The organism is Desulfuromonas thiophila (assembly GCF_900101955.1).
Classification (GTDB): domain Bacteria; phylum Desulfobacterota; class Desulfuromonadia; order Desulfuromonadales; family Desulfuromonadaceae; genus Pseudodesulfuromonas; species Pseudodesulfuromonas thiophila.
This window is the reverse complement of record NZ_FNAQ01000024.1, coordinates 1-25,517: the sequence shown is the minus strand read 5'-3', so window position 1 is coordinate 25,517 and position 25,517 is coordinate 1. Positions and strand designations below refer to the sequence as shown.

The 25,517-nt window shown below is 59.4% G+C and carries 21 protein-coding genes; 14 read left to right on the top strand and 7 right to left on the bottom strand.

The genetic code is table 11. The annotated features are described in order from the left end of the window. From BLR80_RS12120 to BLR80_RS12105, 4 genes are all read left to right on the top strand, one after another. On the top strand, positions 1 to 324 hold a 324-nt coding region (locus tag BLR80_RS12120; RefSeq protein WP_171906450.1), incomplete at its 5' end, for a PD-(D/E)XK nuclease domain-containing protein. 218 nt (positions 325 to 542) lie between these two features. After that, entirely contained in the window at positions 543 to 2,759 is a 2,217-nt protein-coding gene (locus BLR80_RS12115; RefSeq protein ID WP_092080652.1) for an ATP-binding protein, read from the top strand. A gap of 34 nt (positions 2,760 to 2,793) precedes the next feature. Further along, positions 2,794 to 4,689, top strand: a complete 1,896-nt coding sequence (locus tag BLR80_RS12110; protein WP_216095221.1) for a Mur ligase family protein — start codon at positions 2,794 to 2,796, stop codon at positions 4,687 to 4,689. 132 nt (positions 4,690 to 4,821) lie between these two features. Continuing rightward, complete coding sequence (locus BLR80_RS12105; protein WP_092080646.1) at positions 4,822 to 6,039, top strand: glycosyltransferase; 1,218 nt, start codon at positions 4,822 to 4,824, stop codon at positions 6,037 to 6,039. A 155-nt stretch (positions 6,040 to 6,194) separates the two neighbouring features. On the opposite strand, the gene BLR80_RS12100 is transcribed toward BLR80_RS12105, so the two are convergent. The 4 genes from BLR80_RS12100 to BLR80_RS12085 are packed head-to-tail and all read right to left on the bottom strand — an operon-like array spanning position 6,195 to position 10,552. Further along, positions 6,195 to 7,199 (bottom strand): DUF1574 family protein, encoded by a 1,005-nt coding sequence (locus BLR80_RS12100; protein WP_092080643.1) that lies wholly within the window; start codon positions 7,197 to 7,199, stop codon positions 6,195 to 6,197. 5 nt (positions 7,200 to 7,204) lie between these two features. Continuing rightward, positions 7,205 to 8,683 (bottom strand): MBOAT family O-acyltransferase, encoded by a 1,479-nt coding sequence (locus BLR80_RS12095; RefSeq protein WP_092080640.1) that lies wholly within the window; start codon positions 8,681 to 8,683, stop codon positions 7,205 to 7,207. Positions 8,684 to 8,702: 19 nt separating this feature from the next. Then, the gene (locus tag BLR80_RS12090) at positions 8,703 to 8,936 is read right to left on the bottom strand and encodes an acyl carrier protein (protein ID WP_092080637.1); all 234 of its coding nucleotides are present in this window, start codon (positions 8,934 to 8,936) and stop codon (positions 8,703 to 8,705) included. Beyond that, entirely contained in the window at positions 8,933 to 10,552 is a 1,620-nt protein-coding gene (locus tag BLR80_RS12085; protein ID WP_092080635.1) for an AMP-binding protein, read from the bottom strand. The genes BLR80_RS12090 and BLR80_RS12085 overlap by 4 nt, the downstream gene beginning before the upstream one ends. Before the next feature lie 354 nt (positions 10,553 to 10,906). On the opposite strand from BLR80_RS12085, the gene BLR80_RS12080 reads away from it, so the two are divergent. The 10 genes from BLR80_RS12080 (at position 10,907) to rfbC (ending at position 21,934) form a co-directional block, all read left to right on the top strand. Next, on the top strand, positions 10,907 to 11,116 hold the full coding sequence (locus BLR80_RS12080; protein WP_092080632.1) for a DUF6447 family protein: 210 nt from the start codon (positions 10,907 to 10,909) through the stop codon (positions 11,114 to 11,116). 313 nt (positions 11,117 to 11,429) lie between these two features. Then, positions 11,430 to 13,271: a hypothetical protein gene (locus BLR80_RS12075; RefSeq protein WP_092080629.1), complete on the top strand. Its 1,842-nt coding sequence runs from the start codon at positions 11,430 to 11,432 to the stop codon at positions 13,269 to 13,271. Further along, entirely contained in the window at positions 13,271 to 14,329 is a 1,059-nt protein-coding gene (locus BLR80_RS12070) for a hypothetical protein (protein WP_092080627.1), read from the top strand. The genes BLR80_RS12075 and BLR80_RS12070 overlap by 1 nt, the downstream gene beginning before the upstream one ends. Before the next feature lie 131 nt (positions 14,330 to 14,460). Then, positions 14,461 to 14,886 (top strand): hypothetical protein, encoded by a 426-nt coding sequence (locus BLR80_RS12065; RefSeq protein WP_143012170.1) that lies wholly within the window; start codon positions 14,461 to 14,463, stop codon positions 14,884 to 14,886. 32 nt (positions 14,887 to 14,918) lie between these two features. Next, entirely contained in the window at positions 14,919 to 15,698 is a 780-nt protein-coding gene (locus tag BLR80_RS12060) for a SapC family protein (protein WP_092080621.1), read from the top strand. A gap of 24 nt (positions 15,699 to 15,722) precedes the next feature. Continuing rightward, positions 15,723 to 18,299, top strand: a complete 2,577-nt coding sequence (locus tag BLR80_RS12055; protein ID WP_143012169.1) for a glycosyltransferase — start codon at positions 15,723 to 15,725, stop codon at positions 18,297 to 18,299. A 53-nt stretch (positions 18,300 to 18,352) separates the two neighbouring features. Further along, positions 18,353 to 19,438, top strand: coding sequence for a dTDP-glucose 4,6-dehydratase (rfbB, locus tag BLR80_RS12050; RefSeq protein ID WP_092080615.1), 1,086 nt, complete (start codon positions 18,353 to 18,355; stop codon positions 19,436 to 19,438). Next, a complete protein-coding gene (gene rfbD, locus BLR80_RS12045; protein WP_245691529.1) occupies positions 19,435 to 20,394 on the top strand; it encodes a dTDP-4-dehydrorhamnose reductase in 960 nt (319 codons plus the stop codon). The genes rfbB and rfbD overlap by 4 nt, the downstream gene beginning before the upstream one ends. Positions 20,395 to 20,498: 104 nt before the next feature. Beyond that, entirely contained in the window at positions 20,499 to 21,383 is an 885-nt protein-coding gene (gene rfbA / locus BLR80_RS12040; protein ID WP_092080612.1) for a glucose-1-phosphate thymidylyltransferase RfbA, read from the top strand. Positions 21,384 to 21,385: 2 nt separating this feature from the next. Then, positions 21,386 to 21,934, top strand: a complete 549-nt coding sequence (gene rfbC, locus BLR80_RS12035; protein WP_092080609.1) for a dTDP-4-dehydrorhamnose 3,5-epimerase — start codon at positions 21,386 to 21,388, stop codon at positions 21,932 to 21,934. On the opposite strand, the gene BLR80_RS12030 is transcribed toward rfbC, so the two are convergent. The 3 genes from BLR80_RS12030 to BLR80_RS12020 form a co-directional block, all read right to left on the bottom strand. Then, positions 21,931 to 22,830, bottom strand: a complete 900-nt coding sequence (locus tag BLR80_RS12030) for an NAD-dependent epimerase/dehydratase family protein (protein ID WP_092080606.1) — start codon at positions 22,828 to 22,830, stop codon at positions 21,931 to 21,933. The genes rfbC and BLR80_RS12030 overlap by 4 nt on opposite strands. After that, positions 22,827 to 24,680, bottom strand: a complete 1,854-nt coding sequence (locus tag BLR80_RS12025) for an Ig-like domain-containing protein (RefSeq protein WP_171906449.1) — start codon at positions 24,678 to 24,680, stop codon at positions 22,827 to 22,829. The genes BLR80_RS12030 and BLR80_RS12025 overlap by 4 nt, the downstream gene beginning before the upstream one ends. A gap of 313 nt (positions 24,681 to 24,993) precedes the next feature. Beyond that, positions 24,994 to 25,517 (bottom strand): PD-(D/E)XK nuclease domain-containing protein (locus tag BLR80_RS12020; RefSeq protein ID WP_171906448.1); only part of this gene is annotated, 524 nt, incomplete at its 5' end.

Sequence of the window (25,517 nt, the reverse complement as noted above, 5' to 3'; positions counted from 1 at the left end):
AACAACTACGTCAACAACACCATCAGCAGCTATGAAGGCTACTACGCCAGCGTCATCTACGCCTATCTGGCCAGCCTGGGGCTCGACCTCACCGCCGAGGATGTCACCAGCAAAGGCCGCATCGACCTGAGCCTGCGGCTCGACAACGCCATCTATCTCATCGAATTCAAGGTCGATGGTGGTGGCAAGGCGTTGGAGCAGATCAGGCAGCGCAACTACCAGCAGAAATATCAGGGCCAGGGCAAGCCCATTTACCTGATCGGCATCGACTTCGACAGCGCTGAACGCAACCTGACCGCATTCGACTGGGAGCAGATGGGCTGAGTGACGTTCATCCCACCGGGCGAATCAATCAGCCGAGGATTAGATTGTAGGAGCGGTTTTTAACCGCGATATTCCTTGCAACAGAAATCGCGGCTGCAAGCCGCTCCCACAAGGGAAGCAATTGGCTAAGGAGTAGGTTGTAGGAGCGGTTTTAAACCGCGATCCTTCCTTGCACCGATCTGCGCGGCTGCAGGCCGCTGCCACGAAGGAATCTTTGAATGAGCACGATTCGTGTGGAACAATGCCGTTTTTATCCGGGCAGTCTGTACGCTCTGGAAGATTCGACGCTGGTGGTACAGCTGCGCTGGCCGGCGTTGCTGCAGCCGGCGTTGCAGCCTGCCGTGCGTCAGCGGCTGCAGGCCTGCGTGGCGCAGGCTTTTGCCGCCGTTGCCGGGGTGTCGCTGGAGAATTTTCCTGCGGCCTTGCTGTGCGAGGCGCCACCTGCGGCAATGGAAACTCCGGCGCATTGGTTGGCGGCTCTTTGCGTGGCCTGGCAGCGGCAGGCGCGGGATGCGGTTGGTCCGGCTCAGCTGGTGACGCAATCGACCGAAGCGGTTGTGCTGGCGTTGCCCTGTTGGCGACCGCAACTGTTGCGTCAGCTGCTGCCATTGGCGGTGCGCCAGTTGCTGGCGTTTCTGGCGCCGATTGGGCAGAGATCTTCTGCTGGCCAGGAGCTAAACCGGCAGCTGGCGACACTGCTGGAAGCCGCCCAGCGAGAAGGTCTTTCGCCCAACAGCCTGTGTTTTGCGTTGGCGGCGCGTCGTCGCGGCATTCCGCTGGCTTTACTGCCTGGTAATCTTCTGTTGCTGGGTCAAGGCGAGGCGCAGCAACGTCTGAACAGCAGTTTTACCGGCGCGACTTCGGTGTTGGCGACGCGGCTGGCCAAGGAGAAGCTCTCGACCAACCACCTGCTGGCCGCTGCCGGTTTGCCGGTACCACGCAGCTTGCGCGTGACGACGCCTCAACAGGCGTTGCAGGCGGCTGAGACCCTAGGCTGGCCTGTGGTGGTCAAGCCGGCGCGGCTGGATCAGGGACGTGCCGTGGTGCCGGATATCCGCGACTGGAAACCGCTGCTGGCGGCGTTTGAGCAGGCCCAGGCCCTTGATCCCGGCCAGGTCCTGGTGGAACAGCATATTAAGGGTGAAGATCACCGTCTGCTGGTGGTGCAGGGGGTGCTGTTGATGGCAACGCGCCGCGCTCCTGGTGGGGTGCTGGGTGATGGCCAGCGGAGCGTCATGCAGCTGTTGGATGCGCTTAATGCTGATCCGCGCCGCGGTAGCGGCAAACGCAGTTTGCTGATGCGGCTGGAACTGGATGCACAGGCTGCTGACTGCTTGCAAGAGCAGGGACTGGCGGCAGATGCGGTTCCGGCAGCGGGCCGTTTTGTTGTCTTGCGCCGGACTGCCAATATCAGTACGGGAGGAACGGCTGAGGACGTGACCTGTCAGATCCATCCTGACAACCGTTTGCTGGCGGAACGGGCCGCCCGCTTGATCGGACTTGATATTGCCGGCATTGATTTTATCAGTCCCGATATCCGTTGTTCATGGCGTGAAAACGGCGCTGCTATCTGTGAAGTCAATGCCCAGCCGGGTTTCCGGCCGCATTGGCTGGGCGATCCGGCGCGTGATATCAATGGTGAAATCATCGAGCGCCTGTTCGCCGGTCGATCCGGCCGCATTCCGACGACAGCGATTGCCGGAAGCAGGGCCAGAACCGGGGTCGCCCATCTGTTGCATCATCTCTGGCGGACGGCCGGTTGTTGCGCCGGTCTGCATTCGGCCCATGGCCTCTGGCTGGGTAATCAGTTGTTGACTCGAACGACGTCAACAGCCAATCAGTCCTGCCGCATGTTGCTGCCAGATCCAGGGTTGCAGGCCCTGGTGCTGGAAATCTGCCATGACGAATTATTGGAACATGGCCATCCGCTGGATGGTTATGCTGTTGCCGCGCTGCTCGGTGGGCAGAGTAATCAACCGGAAGAGGATGACAGGGATTGTCTTGACGGGCTCAGGGAGCAGGTTGTGGCGCGCACGGTCGAAGCGGTGGTGGTTAACGCCGCAGATGCGCGCAGTCTGGCTCTGATCGGGAACTGTCGTGCACGGCGGCGGATTCTGGTGGCGCCGCAGGGACGCGAGAGTGTCTGGCCACAGCTGCAGGCTGATGGCGAAGCGGTTTACTGGCGTGAGGAACGGGGACTGAAATGGCTGATTCTGGCGCAAGGAGAGAGGGAAACCCGCTTATTGCCGTCCTTTGCCATTCCACTGACAGGGCGGAATCAGCCGCAGTGCCATCAGGTTGAGGTGCTGTTTGCCGTGGCATTGGGCTGGGCTCATGGTTTGACGCCGGAAACCCTGAAGCTTGGGTTGACCGGATTTGATGCGACGGTGGTACGGCCATTGGTGGATGTGGTGTTGCATGAACCCGCTGTTTGAACCTTGGCGTATCCGATTTTTTTGCGGTCAGACCTTGCATCAATCTTCTGCCTGTGTCGAGGCGCTGGGGTTCTGTCGTCTGTCGCCGGAGCTCTGGCCCTCCTGGCAGGCAGCGGCTTTGCACCTGCATCGTCATCTGGCATCGCAACAGGCCGTGCTGCGGTCGTGGCTGGCGCAGGTGCAGTCGGCATCTGCCGCATCACTGCCGCTGGAAACCTGGCTAACAGGGCTTCTGCGCGCCTTGCGGGTGCCGGACTATCCGCTGCAGGTGCAGCAGGACCTGTCTGGCCGGCTGGTGGTGGTCAGTGCCTGTCCCTATCCCCGCGCCGTGCATGACCTTCTGCTTGCGGTAACTCCGTTGCTTGAATGGGCGGCCTGCCTGCTCCAGCGGGGCCAGGTGCAGGTGCCGGAGCAGACCTTGCGGCCCTGGCTGGGACGTCTGGCGCGGCTGGCCACTTTGTTGCCGCCAGCTGAGGTGATGAATTTCCATAAAGGTCTGGATTCGCAGAGAATCGACTGGTTCTGGGACTCCGGCCGGCTGACCCGCGTTGGCCAAGGGGCGCGCCAGAAAGCGATTCTGCTGCCTGATGCTGCAGATGGGGCTGAAGTTGCTGCCGCTTTGCTGGCCGCTGCCGAGTTGCCGCAGCTGCCGATCTATACGGTTACGGGCAGCGTGGGTAAGACCACGACCGTGCGTCTGTTGAGCCAGCTGCTGCAGGGCTGCGGTTTGTGTCTGGCGGTTGCGGCTTCCGATGGTGCCTGGGTTGGTGGTCGGCAAATTTCCCGTGATGATTGTATTGGCGGCCGCAGTGCCGCCGCACTGTTGCGTCGCCCGGAGGTGGAAGTGGCTCTGTTTGAACAGGGCCGGGGAGGGCTGCTCAAACAGGGGGTTCCGTATCGCCGCAGCAGTATCGCGGTTTTGCTGAACGTTCAGGATGTGCATCTGGGACTTGATGGCGTGGACAGTCTGGCCGCCATGGCGGAGGTCAAGGCGGTTGGCCTGCGGCCGGCGCATCGGGTGGTACTCAATTTCGATGATGCTCAGTGCCGCAGGCTGGCTGAGCGCTGGCCGGCCGGGCGTCTGGTCTGGTTCAGCGTGACTGCCGAACCGGCCAGGCTCCAGCAACTCAGCCACAAAGCCTTGGGGGTTCTGGGAGTTGAGCGTACGGCCCTGGGCCAGCCTCTCGGTTTGTGCGTTTACCAGCAGCACAGGGTTGTTGCGCGGCTGTCACTGCAGGATGTTCTGCCCTATCAGGGGATGTTGGGTGAAAAAACCCTGGAAGAGCTGCTGGCCGCTGTCGGGGCGGCCTGGTTCGGTCCGGTGGCGCTGACCGGCTGGGAACGACGCTTGCCTGCCTTGCGACTTGATGCCGGGAATCATCTGTTCCGGGCCAGTGTCCAGCGTGCTGGCGCGGTGTTTTATGTCCTGGACAAGGCAGGGGAGAAGGCGTCACTGGCGGTGCTGGCCCCCTTCATTGATTCCCTCTGCCGGCGCGAGGGTATTCGCCGCCGCATTCTGGTGATGACGCGCTCGGCGGGGGAGCCGCCGCAGCGTCATCTGGAGTCCTGTCGCTGTCTGTATCCGTTGATGGATGAGTTTGTCTGTTTTGACCGACCGGAGACCTACCAGGCGAAGACGGCCCTGCCATTGTATGCCGCAGGAGATTTGCCCCGCCTGCTGACGGCGGAACTGCTGCGGCTGGGACAACAGGCGGGCCATCACAAGCCGGTTCAGCGGCTGGAGGATTGGTCTGCGGTTGAACCCTGGTTGGAAAAACGGTTGTGTGATGGTTGCGAACGGACGCTGGTGCTGATCAATCAGCCCTCGACCGCAGCGGCTGCATTGAATGAACGTATCGCTGCTTTTGTTCGGCGCCAGATGGCGATCACAAAATCTAATGGTGGTTCCCGTAATACTCCGGCCCTGTAGGAGCGGCGTTGTTGTGGAAGTGCTTTGCTGTGAGAACAAGCCGCAGCGAAAGAGCCGTATTCCGTTGTGGAAGATCTCTAATCCTGACGATGGTCAGCAGTCAAATTTTCGATGAAAGGCGCGTTTGCCGTTATGACCGAATCCTTACCGCCATCTGGCTTGTCACGCCGTCCACGGGTTCTGTGGGCCAACGTTTTTTGCCTGCTGGATAGCAGCAGCGGAGCCTCCATGGCGGTGCGCCAAATGCTGTTGCAGTTGCAGCGCCACGGTTATGAGGTGCAGATTCTCGGGGCCACCAATTTCGATCATCCTCGCGGAGCCGGGGTGTTGCAAGGCCACGGAGAGGCGCTGAAAAAAGCCGTCGGCCGTTTTGTCACGCTCACCGATGAATCGTTGCAGCATGTGCTGTTGGTGACAGCCAGCAGCCAGCGTCGCGCTATGCAGAGCGGCGAGGAATCCATCTGGTTTATGCGCTACCGCCAACTGCTGGAAACCTTCAAGCCGGATCTGGTGTTCACCTATGGCGGGAAAACCCTTGATCTGCTGCTTGCCAGTGAGGCTAAGCAGCTGGGTATCCCGGTGGCTTTTTATCTGGCTAATGGCAACTATACCCAGCAGCGTTTTGCTCGTGATCTGGCGCTGGTGCTGACCAATTCACAGGCGGCGGCGCGGATGTACCGCCAGCGGCTTGGTATTGAGGCGGTTCCTTTGGGGCTGTTTGTTGATCCGGCAAAGGTGGTGGCGGCCGAATCAACCCGTCAGCATCTGTTGTTTGTCAATCCGTCTCTGGCCAAGGGTGCGGCGCTGGTGATCCGTTTGGCGTTGTTGCTGGAACGGCGGCGGCCGGACATCATTTTCGAGGTGGTCGAATCGCGCGGTGCCTGGCATGAAACGCTGCGCCAGGTGACGGAAAAGCTGGGGGAGCCGCGGGACCAGTTGACCAATGTGGTGGTAACGCCCAATACGGCGGATATGCGGCCGGTTTATGGCCGGGCGCGCTTGTTGCTGGCGCCGAGTCTGTGGTGGGAAAGTGCTGGCCGGGTGGTAGCGGAAGCCTTGCTCAATGGTGTGCCCGTCGTGGTGACTGCCCGGGGTGGTCTGCCGGAAATGGCCGGTCAGGGAGGTCTGGCTTTGCAATTGCCAAAGGAATGTTACCGGCCGCCCTATCTTCCTGAGCTTTCCGCTGTGGCCCTTCAGCCGGTCGTGGATCATATTGAAAAGCTGTTTGACGATGCCTCCTGTTACGAACACTGGTGTCAGCGGGCACGGCAGGCCGCTTCACAACACGATCTGCAGTGCAGTACCGATCGTCTGGTGCAGGCACTGCGACCGTTTTTGCCGCTGCGGTGATGGGTTGTCGCTTGGCAGACAATTCCATGCCGTGGCTTATTATCTCATCTCGATAGGTGTTTTTTAGGCGACCGTTGAAGCGTTCGTTGATTCCGGCAAGCTGTTCTCACCGCACCAGAGGTGCCAGCACGGGTGTTTTTTTGTGAGAGAGGTATTCAGCCGCGCTCGCCTTGCGGAAAGTTTCTGACAAGTTGCGGCCAGGTTTCGTGTTCGAAATGATCAGCACCAGCCTTGTTGAGGTGGCTGCCGTCGCTGAATTCGTCGCAGTCGTAGGCGGGAATGAGGTCACTGTAAAAAAAGGTTTCGGGAAAGCGGCTGCGGAAATCCTCCAGAATTGCGAAATAACGCCGGTAAAATCCTTGTTGCTGGCGTTTTTCATGAATGGGGCGGGGGATGGGCATGTTGAAACAGCAGACCTGGATCTGATGCTGTCGGGCCAGTTCAAGAAACTGCTCGAAGAAAGCGATGGCCTGTTGTGCTGGAACGAACGGTACTTGTTCGAGATAGGTGCTTTCGGTGTAATGCCATTGCCGTTCCAGATCGAACAGCAAGGCTCCGCTGGCCGGATTGTAGTTGCGGGAGAAGTCGGCTGGTCGGCCGCCGCTGGCCAGATACTGGATGGCGGCTTCAGGATCGATCAGCAGTTTGGCGGCCAGGATGGCCCGGCTGCTGGCCGGGAAACGCATAAAGATTGGGTAGTCACGCGGATTGAGCAGATTCTTTAAGGTGTATAGGCGGGCGGCACGGTAGATTTCCGGGACACCGACGGGCGCGGGCTGTTTGAAAATCTCCCAGGTATCGGTGAGCATGAGCGGGATGAATGACCAGTAGATGCGCTGTGGCGCCGGGTGGTTTTCAAGATAGTTTTGCAGGCAATAGATATAGGGATAGAGACCGCCGCTGTTGGAAAATGCCAGATTGACGGGAGCGTCGGCCAGGGTGCCGCTGAAGTTGACGGCCAGCGCCCGGCTGTCACCCAGCAGGATGTTCTGTCGGGGGTGTGGTTGCCGCAAACGGGTTTTTAGCTGTTCCAGCTGAAAGATGGCGCTGTCGCGTTGCCGTCCCTGATCGCTGCAATGGAGCAGGATGGCGTAAAGCAGGCCGCCAAGGCTGCAGGCCAGCAGCAGTTTGCCCAGCACCGATCGGATAGCGGTCGACATGTTGATCAGAACCTGAAGTAGATGAAGTCACTGTTGGCCGGCACCCGCAACAGCAGGATGCCGCCGAGCAGTAGCAGATACAGGCTCCAGCGTTGCAGGGGCTGCAGCCTTGGAATATTGGCTGGTCGTAGCCAGCCGATGCCAGTATAGAGAAGTAGGGCGACGCTGAACAGCAGGGGTTGCAGAACCTTATCGCTGCCGGCCATGGCCAGCAGCTGGCTGCATTGCTGAATTGCCGGCTGAATGCCGGCGCTGCCCTGTTGTGCCAATCGGGCAATCCCCCGGAGCATGTCCCACGCCTGCTCTGGGCTGTCGCTGCGGAACAGAATCCAGGCCAGGCTGACCAGATGAAAGGTGACAAAACGCTGCCACAGGGGCAAAAACCGGGCATTATGCAGCCCGAGGAGATGTTGCAGTTTTTTCTGCCAGGGACGATAGAAGACCGAGGCGGCCAGCATCAGGCCGTGCGACACCCCCCAGGCAATATAGTTCCAGCTGGCGCCGTGCCATAGCCCCGATAGTGTGAAGGTCACCAGCAGGGCCAGGGCGGTGCCGCCATTGCGCAGCTGGCGCCAGTGCATTTGCAGCGGTCTGAAGATGTAATCGAGGATAAAGCGCGAAAAACTGATATGCCAGCGCCGCCAGAAGTCGGCGATGGAGGTGGCCAGATAGGGCCGGTTGAAGTTGTCGGTCAGGCGGATGTTGAACAGCAGGGCGCTGCCGAGGGCCATGCTGGTATAGGCGGCGAAGTCGATGTAGATCTGCCAGGCGTAAGCATAGCTGGTCAATAGTAGAGTCAGCCCCTGGTAGTGCTGGGGCGCGGCATAGACACTGTCAACCCAGAGTGCCAGTCGCTGGGCCAGCACGCTTTTCTGGAACATGCCCCACAGGAGCAGGACAATGCCGTGACGCAGGTTGTCATGACTTAAGCCGATCGCCGGTTGACGCAGCTGGGGGAGCAGGTCATCAGCGCGTTCGATGGGGCCTTGCAGCAGTTTGGGGAAGAACGCCATATACAGGGCGAAGTAGCCCAGGTGGCGTTCGGCTGGCCGAACGCCTAGCCGGATGTCGGCCAGATAGGAAATGGCCTGGAACACCAGATAGGAGATGCCGACCGCACTGAATACCGGCGTGTGCCAGGTGAGTTCTGTGCCGCTGGTCAGGCGCAGTAGGGCGGTGAGGTTGGCGCTGAGAAACGGCAGGTATTTCAGGCCGACCAGCAGGGCCAGGTTCAGCCCGATGCCGAGCCAGAACACCCCTGTGGCGCTGGCCGGTCTGCGGCATTGGGTCAACAGCCGGCCACAGCCATAGGTGACCAGAGTGACCAGGGCCAGCAATGCCAGCAGGTAGGGCAGCTGAAGCCCGGCATAGAACAGGTAGCTGGCAACAAGCAGCAGCGACCAGCGGTAACGGGCAGGTAGGAGCTGATAGCCCAGCCACACGGTGGCCAGCAGCAGCAAATATTCGGCGGAGGTGAAGCTCATGGTGCGGACGATGGCCGCTTCAGGACAGCTTGTTGCGGATACTGGTCATCAGATCGCCGACATTACGGAAGGTCAGCAACTCGCGGGGCGCGAAGCGGATGCCCAGCCGCGTTTCGATGGTGACAATCAGGTTGACGTGGGAGAGGGAATCCCAGCCATCGATATCGTCAGCAGTGGTGTCCGGGCGCAGGACGATGCTGTCGTCGTCGAAGACTTCACGGAAAATGGTATTGAGCTGATCGTTCAGATTCATGGGCAGTCCAGAGTGGAGAGATCCCCTTCGGGCAGGCCGAGATAGCGCGCCCGCAGCAGCCGGCGCAGGATCTTGCCGCTGGTGTTTTTGGGGATCTGGTTGATAAAAACAAGGTCCTGAGGGGTGGCGATGGTGGAAACCCGGTTGCTGATATGCAGGCGCAGGCGAATTTCCAGCTCCCGGTTGGCCGGGCAACCGTCATGCAGTTGCACAAAGGCCACGATTTTCTGGTAAAGCAGATCGTCATCGATGCCGACAACGGCGGATTCGGCCACTTCCGCCACTTCAAGCAGGGCGCTTTCGATTTCAAACGGGCTGACCAGATGGCCGCCGGTGTTGATGACATCGTCCGTGCGGCCCTTGAACCAGTAATAGCCCTGCGCGTCACGACTGGCGCAGTCGCCACTGCAGTAATAATCGCCACGAAATTTGGCCTGGTAGGCTGCTGTGGCATTGAGATAGCCGGTAAACAAAGAACCGAAGCTGCGGTGCAGGCATAGATCGCCGGGAACGCCATCGGCGACGGGCTGTCCTGCAGCATCGAGAATGGCTGCCTCAATACCGCTGACAGGTTTTCCCATGGAACCCGGCCGCAGGGTCAGGCCAGGACGGTTGGCGATGGCGATGGCACCGGTCTCGGTCTGAAACCAGGTGTCGTAAACCTCTTTGCCGAGCGTTTGCTGTGCCCAGCGGAGAATCTCGGGGTTGAGGGGCTCACCGACGCTGAAGATGTGTCTTAAATGAGGCAGGTGCAGCAGGCGCAACTGTTCCGCCGGTTCCCGCATCAGCAGGCGCAGGGCGGTGGGCGCCGTGTACCAGACGCTAACCTGTTGTTGGCTGAGAATGTTGCACCAGCGGTCGGCGGCATAGCCGCCACCGTAGTGCAGTTGCCGGATACCTTCACTCCAGGGAGCGATGATGCCGTAAACACTGCCGGTAATCCAGCCGTGATCGGCGGTGCACCAGTACAGATCGTCGGGTTGCAGCTGCAGTACCTCATGGACGCTGATCCGTTGCTGGTGCAGACTGCCATGGACGTGCAGAACCCCTTTGGGTTGTCCGGTGGAGCCGGAGGTGTAATGCAGCAGCGCCGGCGTGGTGGCTGCTGTTGGCAAGGCGCTGAAATGGATCGAAGCTTGCTGGAGTCGTTTGGGATAGCTGAGGATGTGCGGTGCCAGATCCTCGGTGCTGTCGGTCAACAGGATGGCACGCAGATCCGGCAGGTTCTGCTGATGGCGCAGGATCTTTTTCAGTTGGCTTTTGCGGGTGACCAGTAACCGGGCGCGGCTGTCGGCCAGACGGTCACGCAGGGCGAGATCGCCCAGATTGGCAAACAGGGGAGCGCAGATCTGGCCCTGTTTGAGGGTGCCCAGAAAAGCGATGAAATGCTCCGGACATTTTGGCAGCAGGGTGGCAATGACCGATTGCGGTTGCAGGGCGAACGGGTGTAGCACGTTGGCGAAACGATTCGATAACTGGTCAAGCTCGGCAAAGCTGTAGTCGCGCAGCGTTCCATCGACAGCTAGCCAGCGCAAAGCGGTTTTGGCAGCATTGCCGCGGTCGCACTGTAATTGCGTACAGCAGGTGGCGATATTGAGGGAGGAAGCAGAAATCAAAGGAATCCTGTAGTGTTCTGAAGAGATGCTGAGAGGATTGCCTGCTGGGGAAACGAATTGGCCACGGCTGTATTGAGCTGGCGCTGGAAAAGCTGGTTGGCGCCTGCCTGTGATGCTTCCAGTTTATAAAGATCGAACCGATTCCTTGCAAGGGGAAAGCATGTTTTTCAGCCAGGGGTGTTTGCCTTGGGTTGCCGGTTTCCACACGTCCTTTAGGCTGTGGCGGGCTTTGTTTCTTGTTCCTTTAAGCTCCCGTTATGGAAAATCATTTGCATTGTTGCCTGTTTTTGACGACAATCGCAGCCGTTGCCGTTTTTTAGGGTAAGTCAGATTTAACTTTCAAGGGAGAATGTTATGGCGAAAATTACGATCGATGGTCGCGAATACGAAACGGAAAACCTCGCCGACGAGGCAAAAAAACAACTGTCGATGATTCAGTTTGTTGATCGCAGAATTGTTGAGTTGCAGGCGCAGATTGCTGTTTGTCAGACGGCGCGGAGTGCTTATGGCAAGGCGCTGAGTGAGCATCTTGCTGCCCAGCAGGCCAGTGAACAGCAGCAATAGTCTGGCAGGCTGTTGAAAAACAGCCTGCTGGAGCCCATGGACGGGCGACCAAAATCAATCATTACTTCGTAATGGATTGATTTTGTGAGCAAGACGGAAATCGCATTTTCGGCTTGCGTCGTTGAAAAAGCCCCGGATGGGACTTTTTCAACATCCTGTTAGAGAGGGTTCCGTCGCGGGTCTTGTCGGGGGAACCCCTCCTGCCAGGGCCCTTTTTGTTGCAGCCTGGTTGATGTTGCTTTCGCAGGAAGCCATCAGCGCAACGATTAAACAGGTGTGCTAACCAGCCGTTTGCCAAGTGAACGATGAATCTATGTCTGTAGACTTACCTGGTGGTCAGCTGCTGCCAGTACGGCAGTTGAAGGTCTTCTTTCAGTTCTCATTCAGTGTTCCTGTGGATTTCGGGGCAAAGTTGCTTATTCCCTGGCTGGAGCGGCTGGACACGGGAACCGGGGGCGGTGTTCATGGCGATGAGATTGAAGGACAAACGGCGGAGCTGGATTGGTTGCGCGGTTGTCTGTCTGTCGCTTATGCCCTGTTGCACGCGGTTCGCATGCCGGTTTTTGATCCGCCGGCCATCCTGTCCGGTCCGCTGTCGACAGCCTCCGGCGCCTTGAGTGTCCGGGTGGCGCTGCCTCTGGTTGATCAGATGCCGCGGTCGGTCTATGACCAGGCCCTAAAACTGGCGTTTCGGCTTTGCGATTGGGCTGTGCGCCAAACACCGGATGCGGCGAACTTTGCCCGCTTCGATGCGACCTGCCAGAAGGATTTCATTCTGCCGTTTTCCCGGCTGATGCCAGGCAAGTCGACCTTTTATCTGCTGCGGACGGCTTATCGACTGAACATTCCGTTTATTCATTTTGGTAATGGAGTTTTCCAACTGGGCTGGGGCAATCGGGCTCGGCGGATTGATCGCAGCATCACAGACGCAGATTCCTTTCTGGGGTCGAAGCTGGCTCAGGACAAGGCGGTGACAGCTGGGTTGTTGCGTTTGGCGGGTTTGCCCGCGGCAGAACATCGTCAGGTGGTTTCGGAAGCCGCGGCGCTGGATGCTGCCCGGTTTTTGGGCTGGCCGGTGGTGGTTAAGCCTGTCGACCGGGATCGTGGTGAGGCTGTGACGGTGAACGTGACCGAAGAGGCGACGCTGAAGGATGCTTTCGAGCGGGCCTTGCGCAGTTCGCGTTCCCGCCGGGTGCTGGTTGAACGCTGTGTTGCGGGGGTCTGTCACCGGCTGTTTGTTGCCCATGGGCGATTGTTGTACGCAGTTAAGCGTCTGCCGCTGACGGTAACGGGGGATGGTTGCAGCAGCATTGTAGAGCTGGTGCAGCGGCGTTGCGAAGATGAACAGCGCAGGGCTTCCTGGTTGCGGTCCGAGATCCGGCCTCTCGATGCACTGGCGCGCGCGGCCATCCAGGCAGCGGGCTATACGGAAACCAGTATTGTCCCGGCCGGTGTGCTGATTCCGTTGCGGAACATCGAATCGACCGCGTTTGGTGGCACCAACGAAGATGTGACCACCTTGGTGCATCCGGAAAATATCCGTGTGGCTCTGGCGGCCACCGAACTGTTCAATCTCCGGGTGGCCGGGATTGATTTGATGACTACGGATATCGCTGTTCCCTGGCATGAAAACGGCGCCATTATTAATGAGGTCAATTTCGCTCCTTTGCTGGGGGCGCGAGATGTTTCGGCGGCTTCCCTGCAACCCTTTCTGCAGGATCTGCTGGGTGGTGATGGGCTGATCCCCGTGGAGGTTTATGTGGGAGGAGAGGCCGCTTTTAAGGCGGCCCGCGCCCGTCAGCTGCGACTGGCACGCGGTGGGCGCAAGTGCCATCTGTGTAGTCAGGACCAGGTACTGACCCCCGAGGGCACACACTGGCCGTTGCCGCTGAACTCGCTGTATCGGCGGGTGCGGGCGCTGGTGCTTTCGTCTGAAGTTGAGGCGCTGGTAGTGGTTGTGCACAACGATGAGTTTTTAACAACGGGTTTACCGCTGGAGTCGGTGCGCCGGGTGGTCTGGGTGGATGATGCCCTGACTTGCTGTGATGCAGCAGCGCTATCGCTTGCGCCTGGCCGATCTGTGGAGTTGGAGCAACTTATGATCGGTTGGGGTAAACGGTTTCAGCGGCAGTCTGACGCAAGGCGGGCAGACTGATGCCGGAAACTTGCCGTACGGAAAACACGGGTGCCAGGAATGTGCCGGACGACAAGATTGTTTCATGGTTGCGCTTGGCCGATGAGGGCTGGATTTATCTGACCGATAGCCAGATCCATCGGCTTCTGATGACACAGGTGGAACCGTTCATGGAACGGCTGGAGCGGTTTTATGCCAGCTGGCCTGAGGAACGCGAGATTCTGCTGCCGGTCAAACAGGTTTTTACCCAGCCGGGGTTGCGGGGAGATTTCCGGGTTATGCCCTGCGTTGTTCATTCGCGACGGCTGAAGTGTGTCAAGATTATCGGAACCAACGAAGAGCAGCGGAGAATCAAGGATAAGATCTGTGTTGGCAAGGCATTGCTGATCGATTATACGGATAACCATGTCTTTGCCCTTATGGATGTTTGCGTGCTTTCGTCGTTTCGTACGGCCGCCATTGCTTGTCTGGCGCTGGCGCGCAGCGGGTTGAAACCGGCGTCCATCGGGTTGTGCGGGGTTGGACGCATTGGTTTTTATATGGCGGTGATTCTCCATCGCTGGCTGGGTTGCCGTCGGCTGGTCTGTCATGATCCGGATTGTGCTATCCGCCAGCGGTTTGAATGGCTGTGTTCTGAGTATCTTCCGGAACTTAGGGTTGACTTTCTCGCCCAGGCGGAGCTGTTGACGACAGTGGAAGCGGTGTTTCTGGCGACCACTTCGCAGACACCTCTGTGTTATCAAGAAAATGCCGGTCATTTGCGGTTCATTGCCAGTGTCGGGGCGGACGCCGACAATCTCAGTGAACTTGATGAGTCGCTGATGCGCACCCACCGGTTGATTACGGACTCCCGCCAATCAATTTGTCTGGGGGACATGAAACGCTGGCATCAGGCGGGCCTTCTTGCGGAAGATCGCCTGACGGAGTTGCGCGATCTCGACGCAAACGCCCTGGTCGATGGGCAGAGCCTGCTGTTTGTCTCTACCGGGGTGGCTTTGCAGGACGCGCTGGTGTGTGAGTTTCTCTATGAAATTGGTGCGCAGCACAATGCCCCGGTGTTTGCTGGCGAGGGCTGGTGAGTGATGCGCGGCTGTGCGCGGCCGCCGGGAAAAGGGCTGAAGCCTTGGAATTGCAGCGGTTAACGACGGTTTATCATCCCCTTGAGGATCGTATGCGCCTGAGCGGCCAGCTTCCTTCCGGGGAGGTTGTGTTGCTGTGGGTAACACAACGATTGCTCAGCCGGGTTGTTGCGCATCTGTTGGCCTGGCTGGAGCAGCACAGCTGCGCCGATGCCGGTCAGACGGAGGTTGTGCAGAGTCTGGCGCGACCGGGTGGCCCTGGCGGTGCCGCGCCGGAAACGCCGGTTCCGGCTAGCGGCAGACCTTTTTTGGTTGAGAGTATTGATTTTTCCAGCAGTGCCCAGGCTGTACGGCTGGGCTTCAAGGTGACGCTCACCCCAGGCGAAATCAAGGAAATTGCCAGTTTGTCGTTGCGACAGACGGCTTTGCGGCAGTGGCTCAACATCCTGTATGCACAGTGGCGGCAGGCGGGCTGGCCTGAGGCGCTCTGGCCCGGCTGGATGACCGGGGCCGCTGCTCTGATGGTTGCCGAGCCAGCCCGAAGGGTTTTGCATTAAGATATCTTTTATTCAAATCTGGAGGAGATCTCATGGCGTGGACGCCGGTGACTCTGCAGCGCCATGCAACCTGTTCCTGGCGCCGTTTTACCTCGTTTTCCTTTGCCGCCCGACAGGGCACGGCGCCGCTGGTTGCCGCTGAAATCGCTGCTGCGCTGCTGGCCTTGCCGCTGGCCTTCGAACCGTTCGGCGCACAGGGCCAGGAACGGCGTTATCGTCTGGTTGCGTTGCTGGCGCTACAGCCTGAGCAGAATGCTTTTGTGACGACGACCGGCCAATGGCGGGGCGGTTATGTGCCTTCAGCGTTCCGCAGTTATCCTTTTGGCTTGCTGCGGCTGCAGGGAGTAGATCAGCCGGTACTGGCGGTGGCGGAGGATTCCGGTCTGCTGTTGCCACAGCGTGGCGCCGGCGAAGCGTTTTTTACCGCGGAAGGAGAACTGGCTCCGGCGGTTGTTGATGTGCTGAAGTTTTTGCGCCAGGTCGAGGAGAACCGCTGTCAGACCCAGGCGGCTGTGGATGCTTTGGCCCGCAGCGGCGTTCTGGTGCCCTGGGTGCTTCCAGCTGTCGCTGAGGCAGCGGATGGTGCGGCGCGCCAGGACCTGTTCCGCGTGGATGCGGAGCGCCTCAATACGCTTGACGATGCCGCCTTCCTGCAATTGCGTCGCTGTGGCGCACTGGCGATTGCCTGGGGTCAGCTGTATTCGATGGGGATGGTTTCGGTTGTGCGTCGTCTGAGCCGGCCGCTTGATCCCTCAGCCGGCGAGGAGCGCAAGACCGCGCAATTTGACAAGGATGATCTTTTCCATTTCTGATGTGAAGCGGGGGTGTCTCTGCGCATGAACGACCTGGCCGTTGTTACCATTGTCAGCAACAACTACCTGCATTTCGCCCGCACACTGCTGCAGAGTGTCGCACGTCAGATGCCTGACGCCGATCGCTTTTGCGTCATCGTCGATACCGACTTGTCCTATGCGCAAGAACTTAGGGCAGAATTTGATACGATTCGCCTTGACCAGCTGCATCTGCCCGATGGCGATGACTTTCTTTTTCAGTATACGGTTCTGGAACTCAACACGGCGGTCAAGCCCTGGGCCCTGCAGCATCTGCTGCAACGTGGCTATCGACAGGTGATTTACCTTGATCCCGATATCTTTCTGTACCGGCCGCTGGCGGCGCTGTTCGATCTTTTTTCCGCCGGCGCTAAAATTGTTCTGACACCTCACCTGCTGGCGCCGCTGAACGACAGCTATCGCCCGACAGAGCTGGATATCCGCCGGGCCGGAACCTACAATCTGGGTTTTTGTGCCGTTGCTGCCAGTGATACGGCCTTGGCTTATCTGCACTGGTGGCAGGAAAAACTGCGGCGGGACTGCATTGTTGATATCAACAGCGGTATTTTTGTCGATCAGAGCTGGATGGATCTGGTGCCGGGCCTGTTCGACCAGGTCGCGATCCTGCGCCATCCGGGTTACAACGTCGCCTACTGGAATCTGGCCCAGCGCGTTATCCGTGACAGCGCCCCGCTTGCTGACCCGCAGGTCAATGGTCAGCCGTTGGTCTTTTTCCATTTCAGTGGGTTCGATCCCTTTGCCCCCGAGCGGGTCTCGAAACATCAAAACCGTTTTACCTTCAGCAATCTGCCGTCAGCGACCCGCAGACGGTTCGAAGACTATGCCGAACAGGTGCTGGCGAACAATGCCGAACGTTATCGGCTTGCGCCTTATGGCTTCGGTTGTTTTGCCGAGGGGACGCCTATCCAGGATGCGGAACGGCATAATTTTCGCTGTGATCCACAGCTGCGCCAGCAATGCGCCGGTCAGCCTTTTGATTGTGCGTCGCGCCTGAGTTTGCGTTTTCAGGATAAAAGCGCGATTTCGGCCGAACACCAGGTTGCGCCGTTACATGTTCACCGCCTGCAACAGCTGTACCTGCGACTGCTGGGCCGTTTGCCTGAGCGGGATGCGCTGCTGGCCCTCGGCCCGCGCATGGGCAGACCGTTGGGCATGGCGCGAACCGTGCTGTCGGTTGGTTTGTCGCCGGAAGCGCGCACCACGCCCGGTTGGCTGGCGCGGTTGGTGCGTCTGGTCAACGAGGTGCAGTTTACTCCGCGACTGCTCAAACGCTCAGTGGCTGAACCCCTGGCCTGGGGTCTGGAGCGAAGTGGACGGTTCTGGCCTTCCCTGGCCTATCGCCCCCCCCGGGGGGCAGAGCCGGGGATTGCCCATACCCATGTCGTGATGCGCCCCCAGCGGCAGGCTGGCGTCCCTGTTGTTTCCCCGCTTGACCGGCCTGGTCCGGCAGGCATCAACCTGATCGGTTATCTGCGGGCCGAGTTGGGTGTCGGTGAGGCGGCGCGGTCACTGGCCCGCTCCTGTGTGGCGGTCGATATCCCGTTTTCCGCCACCGATGTCGGTTACCAGAGCCAGAACCTGCAGCGCGATGAAAGCATCATGGCCTTGGCCAGTGATCTGCGCTATCCGGTCGATTTACTTTATGTCAATGCCGACCAGACGGCTGCGACCGCGCAACAGCTGCAGCTTGGTGGCCGCCAGCCTGCCGGCTACAGCATCGGTTTCTGGCATTGGGAGCAGCCGGTGGTGCCACCGTCACACTATGCGGCCTTTGCCCATGTCGATGAGATCTGGGTGCCTTCGACCTTTGTGCAGGAGGCGGTCGCCGCCGTGGCCCCCGTTCCGGTGTATCGCGTACCTCATGCTATCCAGTTCTCCCCGTCGGCCGCTGCTTGCCGGCAGTCGTTCGGTTTGCCGGAAGACCGCTTCCTGGTGCTGGTGATGTACGATTTCCACTCCTACCAATATCGCAAGAATCCGCAGGCGGCGATAGCGGCCTTTCGGCTGGCGGCCAGGTCGCAGAAGTCTCTGGGGCTGGTGATCAAAACCATCAACGGCCAACATCATCCGGCAGCATTGACGGAACTGGAAGCGGAGGTGGCCGATCTGGCCAATGTGTTCTTCATTCATGAGTTTTTGACCCGGCAACAGACCTGGGATCTGCAATCTTGCTGTGATGCCCTGCTGTCGCTGCATCGGGCCGAGGGTTTTGGTCTGGCCCCAGCGGAAATGATGTCCTTGGCCAAGCCGGTGATCGCTACGGGCTGGTCAGCCAATATGGATTTCATGACGGTGGACAATTCGCTGCCGGTTCGCTACGCATTGAAGCCGCTTGACCGCGATTTGGGTGCCTACCCGGCTGGACCGCTGTGGGCTGAGGCCGATATTGATCATGCCGCCTGGTGCCTGGAACAGCTGGTGCAACAGCCCGACCTTGCCGCTCGGTTGGGTTCGCGGGCCGCGCTGGACATTCAGCAGCAGCTCCATCCGGCGGTGGTGGGCCAGCGGATTCGCCAGCGCCTGCAGGAGTTGGAGTACTGGTATCCGGAGTTGCGGGGATAAACCCGGTATCTGTCAGGGAACGCTATTTCTGGGTTTGACCGGAGGGGAGGGACATGAAGTTGCTGGTTACCGGCGGCGCCGGTTTTATCGGTTCGGCCCTGATTCGCTATCTGATCGCCGAAACCGCCGTGCGCGTGGTCAATGTCGACAAGCTCACCTATGCCGGCAATCTGGAATCGCTGGCGACGGTCAGTGGCAGTCCGCGCTATGTCTTCGAGCAGGTCGATATCTGCGACCGGCCGGCGCTGGAGGCGGTTTTTGAGCGCCATCACCCGACGGCGGTGATGCATCTGGCGGCGGAGAGTCATGTTGATCGCTCCATCGATGGTCCGGCTGCCTTCATCCAGACCAACATGGTTGGCACCTATACCCTGCTGGAGGTTGCGCGGGCCTACTGGCAGCGGCTGGATGAGGCCGGCCAGGCCGCCTTCCGTTTTCATCACATCTCCACCGACGAGGTCTATGGCGATCTGGCCGATCCGGCCGAGCTGTTCAACGAACAGACCGCCTATGCCCCCAGTTCGCCTTACAGCGCCAGCAAGGCCAGCTCGGATCATCTGGTGCGGGCCTGGCAGCGTACCTATGGCCTGCCGACCCTGCTTACCAATTGTTCCAATAATTATGGTCCCTATCATTTTCCGGAAAAGCTGATTCCGCTGATGATTCTCAATGCCCTCGAAGGCAAGCCGCTGCCGGTTTACGGCAGCGGTGCGCAGGTGCGTGACTGGCTTTATGTTGAGGATCATGTCCGCGCCCTCTGGCGTGTACTGACAACAGGGGTCATCGGCCAGACCTACAATATCGGTGGCCATAACGAGCAGCGCAACATCGACGTGGTCCACACCCTCTGTGATCTGCTGGAAGAACTGGCAGCGGACAGCGCCCATGCCCGCTCGGGCGACAATCCGGCCGGTTTCCGCGGGCTGATCCGCCATGTGGCTGACCGGCCGGGCCATGACCGACGCTATGCCATCGATGCCGGTAAAATTGAGCGCGAACTGGGCTGGCGGCCGCAGGAAACCTTTGCCACCGGCCTGCGTAAAACCGTCCACTGGTATCTGGCCAACCGTGACTGGTGCCGGCGGGTGCAGGACGGCAGCTACCAGCGGCAACGCCTGGGCCTGGGAGAAGGGGCGTGAGGGGTGCGCCGGACGGCAACGGGCACTTCAGAGGGCCCGGCCAGCCGCCGCTGCGGGTTGCCCTTATCGGCGCCGGTGGCATGCTGGCCCAGGCCGTGCGCCAGACTGCGCCAGAGGGTATCGAGCTGTTGCCCTTCGATCTGCCGGCCTTCGATCTGACCGATCCGGCGGGCATGGCGGTGGCGTTGGAACCTTTGCGGCCGCAGCTGCTGATCAACTGTGCCGCCTTCACCCGGGTGGATGCCTGCGAAAGCGAGGCCGAGCGGGCCTTTGCTGTCAACGGCGCCGGCCCCGGTCATCTGGCGGCACTGGCGCAGCGGCTGGGTGCCACCCTGGTGCATCTGTCGACGGATTTTGTGTTCTCCGGCGCTGCGCGCAGGCCCTATTGCGAAGAGGATGCTCCTGGGCCTTTGAGTGTTTACGGCCGTTCCAAGCTGCAGGGGGAGCGGGCCGTGGTCGCCAGTGGCCTGAGCCAGTATTACATTGTTCGCACCAGTTGGCTCTATGGCCCCGGTGGAGCGAACTTTGTCGAAACCGTTGCCCGCCTGACGGCTGAACGCGAGGAACTCGGCATCGTCGCCGATCAGCAGGGCACGCCGACCTTCAGCGTCGATCTGGCCGCGGCGCTCTGGCGGCTGGTCGGGCTCCGTGGTGGGGCCGCCGCGCCCTTCGGCCTGTACCATTACAGTAATGCCGGCTGCTGCAGCTGGTACGACTTTGCCTGCGCCATCGTTGAACAGCTGCGCGCCCTGGGCTCTCCCGTGCGGGCGCGGCAGATCCGGCCGTTGCGCACGGCAGAGTATCCCGTGCCGGCCCGCCGGCCGGCCTATTCGGTGCTGGCGAAGGACAAGATCTGTCACCATACCGGTATCCACATCCCCGACTGGCGCACGTCGCTCGCTACGTATCTGCGTCAGCGCCATGACGCGGCGGCGCAGCTGTCGCGGGGTTGCTGAGCCGCTTTTGAAGCGTTTGTCAGGATCTCGTCTGTAATCATTGATGTGCTGGAGCGGCCCGTAAGCTGTTCCCGCCGTGCCGGTTTTTTCTGGAAAGTGTTGCCATGACTGCAATCCGCAAAGGAATCGTGCTGGCCGGTGGGGCCGGCACCCGTCTGTACCCGCTGACCCTGGTGGCCAGCAAGCAGCTGCAGCCGGTTTACGATAAGCCGATGATCTATTACCCGCTGTCGACCCTGATGCGGGCCGGTGTGCGCGATATCCTGATCATTTCCACCCCGCAGGACACACCGCGTTTCACCGAGCTGCTTGGTGATGGCAGCCGTTTCGGTATCCGCCTGCGCTACGCCGTGCAGCCCGAACCCAAGGGGATTGCCCAGGCCTTTCTGGTTGGTGAGGACTTCATCGCCGGTGATCCGGTCAGCCTGATCCTGGGCGACAATATCTTTTACGGCAAGATGGAGCTCAGTCGTATCTTTGCCAGCTTTGCCGGCGGCGCTACCGTGTTCGGCTATCCGGTCACCGATCCGCAGCGCTACGGCGTGGTCGAGTTTGACAAAAACGGCAATGCCATCGGTATCGAGGAAAAACCCTCGCAGCCGAAGTCCCACTATGCCGTGCCGGGACTTTACCTCTATGACGGGCAGGTGGTCGATATCACGCGTCAGCTGGCGCCCTCGGCCCGTGGCGAGCTGGAAATCACCGATGTCAACATGGCTTATCTCAAACGTGGCCAGCTGCGCGTCGAGCGCCTGGAACGCGGCATCGCCTGGCTTGATACCGGCACCCACATGAGCCTGCTCGAAGCCAGCCATTTCATCGGCACCCTCGAAGCCCGTCAGGGTCTCAAGATTGCCTGTCTGGAAGAAATCTCCCTGCGCAAGGGGTTTATCGATGCCAACCAGATGCGCCAGGTGATCGCCGCGACCCCCCGGTCGAGCTACCGCGACTATCTCGAACGGGTGCTGGCCGAACAAGAGGCACGCTGAACATGCAGAAAATCGCCACGCCCATCGCCGATCTGCTGTTGTTCGAACCGCGCCTGTTCGGTGACGCGCGCGGCTTTTTCATGGAAAGCTTCAATCAGCGCCAGTTCGATGGCGCTGTTGGTCGACCGGTTCGCTTTGTGCAGGACAACCATTCGCGCTCGGTGCGCGGCGTGCTGCGCGGGCTGCACTACCAGCTGCCGCCAGCCGCCCAGGGCAAGCTGGTGCGCTGCGTGGTCGGTGAGGTCTTCGATGTCGCCGTCGATCTGCGGCGTTCTTCCGCCAGCTTCGGTCGCTGGTACGGCGTGCGGCTGTCGGCTGAAAATAAACGCCAGCTGTGGCTGCCGGAAGGATTCGCCCATGGCTTTGTTGTTCTCAGCGAAGTGGCCGAGTTTCTCTATAAGACCACGGACTATTATGCGCCGGAAGCCGAACGCGCCATTCGCTGGGATGATCCGCAGCTGGCCATCGACTGGCCGCTGGCCGGCATGGAACCGCTGCTGTCGGCCAAGGACGCCGCCGCGCCGGCCTTGGCCGTGACGCAAGGGTTTTAACCCGTTTGGCGGAAACCTTCGACCATGCGTTCCAGTCCCTGCGCCAACCCCAGTGGTGGCTGCCAGCCTGGAGGCGCTATTCGTGGGGGTGGTGGTTGCTGTAGCAGGGGTGAGAGCCCCTGGATCAAACCGGCAGGAAGATGGGTCAGCCATGTTGCCAGACCGTCTGGCAATGGCAGAACCTGTGGCCGGCGACGCAGTTGCCGGCTAAGTTCTTCATACAGCTGTGCCAGAGACAGGGGCGGCTCGTCATACAGAATGAAAGGGCTTTCCTGAATCAACCGGCTGTCGCAGATCAGGCAATAATGTATGGCGGATACCAGATTGTCGATGCCAATAAGGGGTTTGGGCGCCTGCCGGGGTAGCAGCGGCAGAGGCAGCCCCCAAGTCAGGCCCTGGAGCAGCAGGCGCAAATTGCCACGCACCTGCGGAGAGCAAACCAGCGCCGGCCGCAGAACCACCAGTTCCAGTCCGTTGGCGCGGCAATGCTGTTCCAGCAGCAACTCGGCGCGTCGTTTGCTCCAGCTGTAGGGATCGATCCGCCTCGGTGGGGTTTCCAGGCCTGCCTGCTCTGCGCTGATGCCAACGGCCTTGATGGAACTAAGGAAGATCAGGCGTTTTACCCCGACACGGCTGGCTTGTCTGGCCAGGCACAGCGGGGTTGCGATATTGGATCGCTGGTAGGCTTCGATGCTTGCCTTGCGGTGCGCGATGCCGGCGCAGCAAACCAGGCTGTTTTTTGCCGTTGCCTCTTGCAGGGCATACCGGTCGTTCCGATCGCGGCGCAGGGCGACGGTTTCCATCCCGCAGGTGCGCAGGTGCTGGCACAGGGCGGTGCCGATTCCTCCCCCGGCCCCGGCAATCAGAATCCTGCCCGAAGGTTTCTGTAACTTCATGCCCAATCCTGCAGATACAGAACGCTGTTGAGGGTTGCTGTTTGCTCTCCGGCCGTTGCGCTTTCAGGATCAGCGGCGGAATCGATTGATTGCTGCGCCTGATACAGCGTAGACGGGTCATTGGTGACCTCAGCGATATACCCGATGAAGGTGTCGATTTGGGTGACAGTGGCTTGTTCGATGTTGTTGGCGCAGTAATTTGACGCGGCGACCTTGTTGACAAAACGCTCCTGTGCAGCCAGACCCCGGTATTGTGGGTCCATGGCGGCATCGATCAAACTGACGATCACTTCTTCGCGACTGTAGTTGCGATCAAATGGTGCTGCACCGGTCAGCGCCCCAACCCAGAAATTCACTCCTTCAGGGTCCTCTTCAGCCGTTTTCCCTAGTGTGTTCTCGTAAATATGTGAAATAAAAGCGAAATCACTGTTGAGCGCTTCGCCGAAATAATCAATCGAAGGCTGGGAATCAAGCATCGCCGCTGCCGCTGCGGTTTTTTCGGTTGCTTGCTGCCAGAAGCGGTTACCGGAACCTTCCGAGGCCCGACCGTAAATGGCGACATACAACTGCGAAACCTCGGTCTGGTTTAATCCTCCCGGAACTGTCGACTCCGCCGGCGAAATGGTGATATTGACAGTGGCCTGATCCGTACCGCCTTTGCCATCGTTGATTTCATACACAATCTGGTCTGTGCCGGAATAGTAGATTTCGGGACGATAGGTGATGGTTTTATCTGTATTGATAACAGCGGTGCCGTGGCTGGCCGTGGTGATGATGGCCACGGAAAGCTCATCGTCATCCGCATCGCTGTCATTTTCAAGAACATCAAGCGTTATCAGGGTGTCTGCGGAGACACTTGCGTCATCATCTTGTGCCTGCGGTGCCTGATTGTCTGAATTTTGAGCAATGCTGTAAGCCTCATCATAGCTCATGAGCGTATCCGAGAACTGAATATACTCAATGCTGTTGTCGATGAAATGAACGGCTTCCGCGTTTTTAATAATAAGCCAATCTTCACTGGTTTCTAGGACATAAGTAGCCGATCCTTCCTGATAGACCACCCGGTCTTCTCCTCCCTGATCTGCCAGCGCGACATATCCGGCCGGCAGTTCAAAGATTTCATCAAGACTGCAGCCCACCAGATAGGTTCCATCAGTAGCGATGCCCCAGTTGCCTCTCAGGCCATCGACCCCGTACAGATAGGTCAGCGCGGCAAGGTCATATTCATTATAGGTGCTGTAATATTCTCCAGCCGTTTCCCGCGTGTAAGACATGAGGGTGTAGGCTTTATCATCTGTGTAGGGAGCTGATAAGACCGTGCTGTTGTCGCCACTGGTTTCAAAGGGGTGTTTCAAACCCAGGGCGTGGCCGATTTCGTGGAGCAGTGTTTCCCAGGTGGCTGATCCGCCTACGGGTTCGGTGGTGTATGAGGAAACCGCGTGATTAAGGTAAACCCAGGCATCGGCCTCGTATGAGGTGAGTTGATCAGCCTGATAACCGTAAGAGGACTGGTAGCTGCAGAGTCCGGCAAGATCCAGTGAAAGCTGCGCCGCGGCGAAGTGCAGATCGGCATTGGTACCTGCGTCTGTTTCTGTAAAAGAAATCCCGGTGATTTGACGGATGTCATCAAGAATGCTGCGTACCGCTCCCATCTGTTGCTCACTGAAGGCTCTCAACTCTGACTTGTCGCCCTCAATGCCGCTGCTAATGGAAAAACTGTAGGTCAACGTGGTTCGGAAGGTCGAGCCATCTTCCGTGAGATAGTTCCAGTCCGGTCCTGGCATCAACAGCGCGTCGACATGCTGCAGGCCGCTTAAGGGGGTTTCTTCGATTTCCGTAAGGAATGCCATAACCGGATCCTTTCTTGATAGGGTTTTAATATTTCTAAGAGCCGAGGTGGTCAAATGGCAGCTTTGCATGAACTGAACGCGATGACATCGCATTGCCACAACGATGAAAAATCGCTATTGCTAAAACCACCTAGGCTGGGGATTCTGGCCCTGTGGCGGCTTGTAGCCGCAATTCTTCCTTGCACTGGCCATTGAGGCCGTTGTGGGAGCGGTTTGTAACCGCGATCATCCCCTGCCCCTGCCATCGCGGCTACAAGCCGCGCCTACAGCCTACTCCTCGGCAGATTGCTTCGCCAGGTGGGATGAGCGTCACTCAGCCCAGCTGCTCCCAGTCGAACGCGGTCAGGTTGCGTTCAGCGCTGTCGAAGTCGATGCCGATCAGGTAAATGGGCTTGCCCTGGCCCTGATATTTCTGCTGGTAGTTGCGCTGCCTGATCTGCTCCAGCGCCTTGCCACCGCCATCGACCTTGAATTCGATGAGATAGATGGCGTTGTCGAGCCGCAGGCTCAGGTCGATGCGGCCTTTGCTGGTGACATCCTCGGCGGTGAGGTCGAGCCCCAGGCTGGCCAGATAGGCGTAGATGACGCTGGCGTAGTAGCCTTCATAGCTGCTGATGGTGTTGTTGACGTAGTTGTTGTAGGGGATGGAGGCGAACAGGCCGCGCAGGGTTTCTTCAAAAGCGGGCAAATCAGCGGTGGTCAGGTTGCGGTAGATGGCGGCCTGATACTGGCTTTTCTCTACGGTCTGGCCGGTGAGGTAGCCCAGCACATGATCGTTGAAGGAATAGCGGGTTTCCAGATTGGGGAAACACAGCTGGTAGTGGATCATGGCGCCAA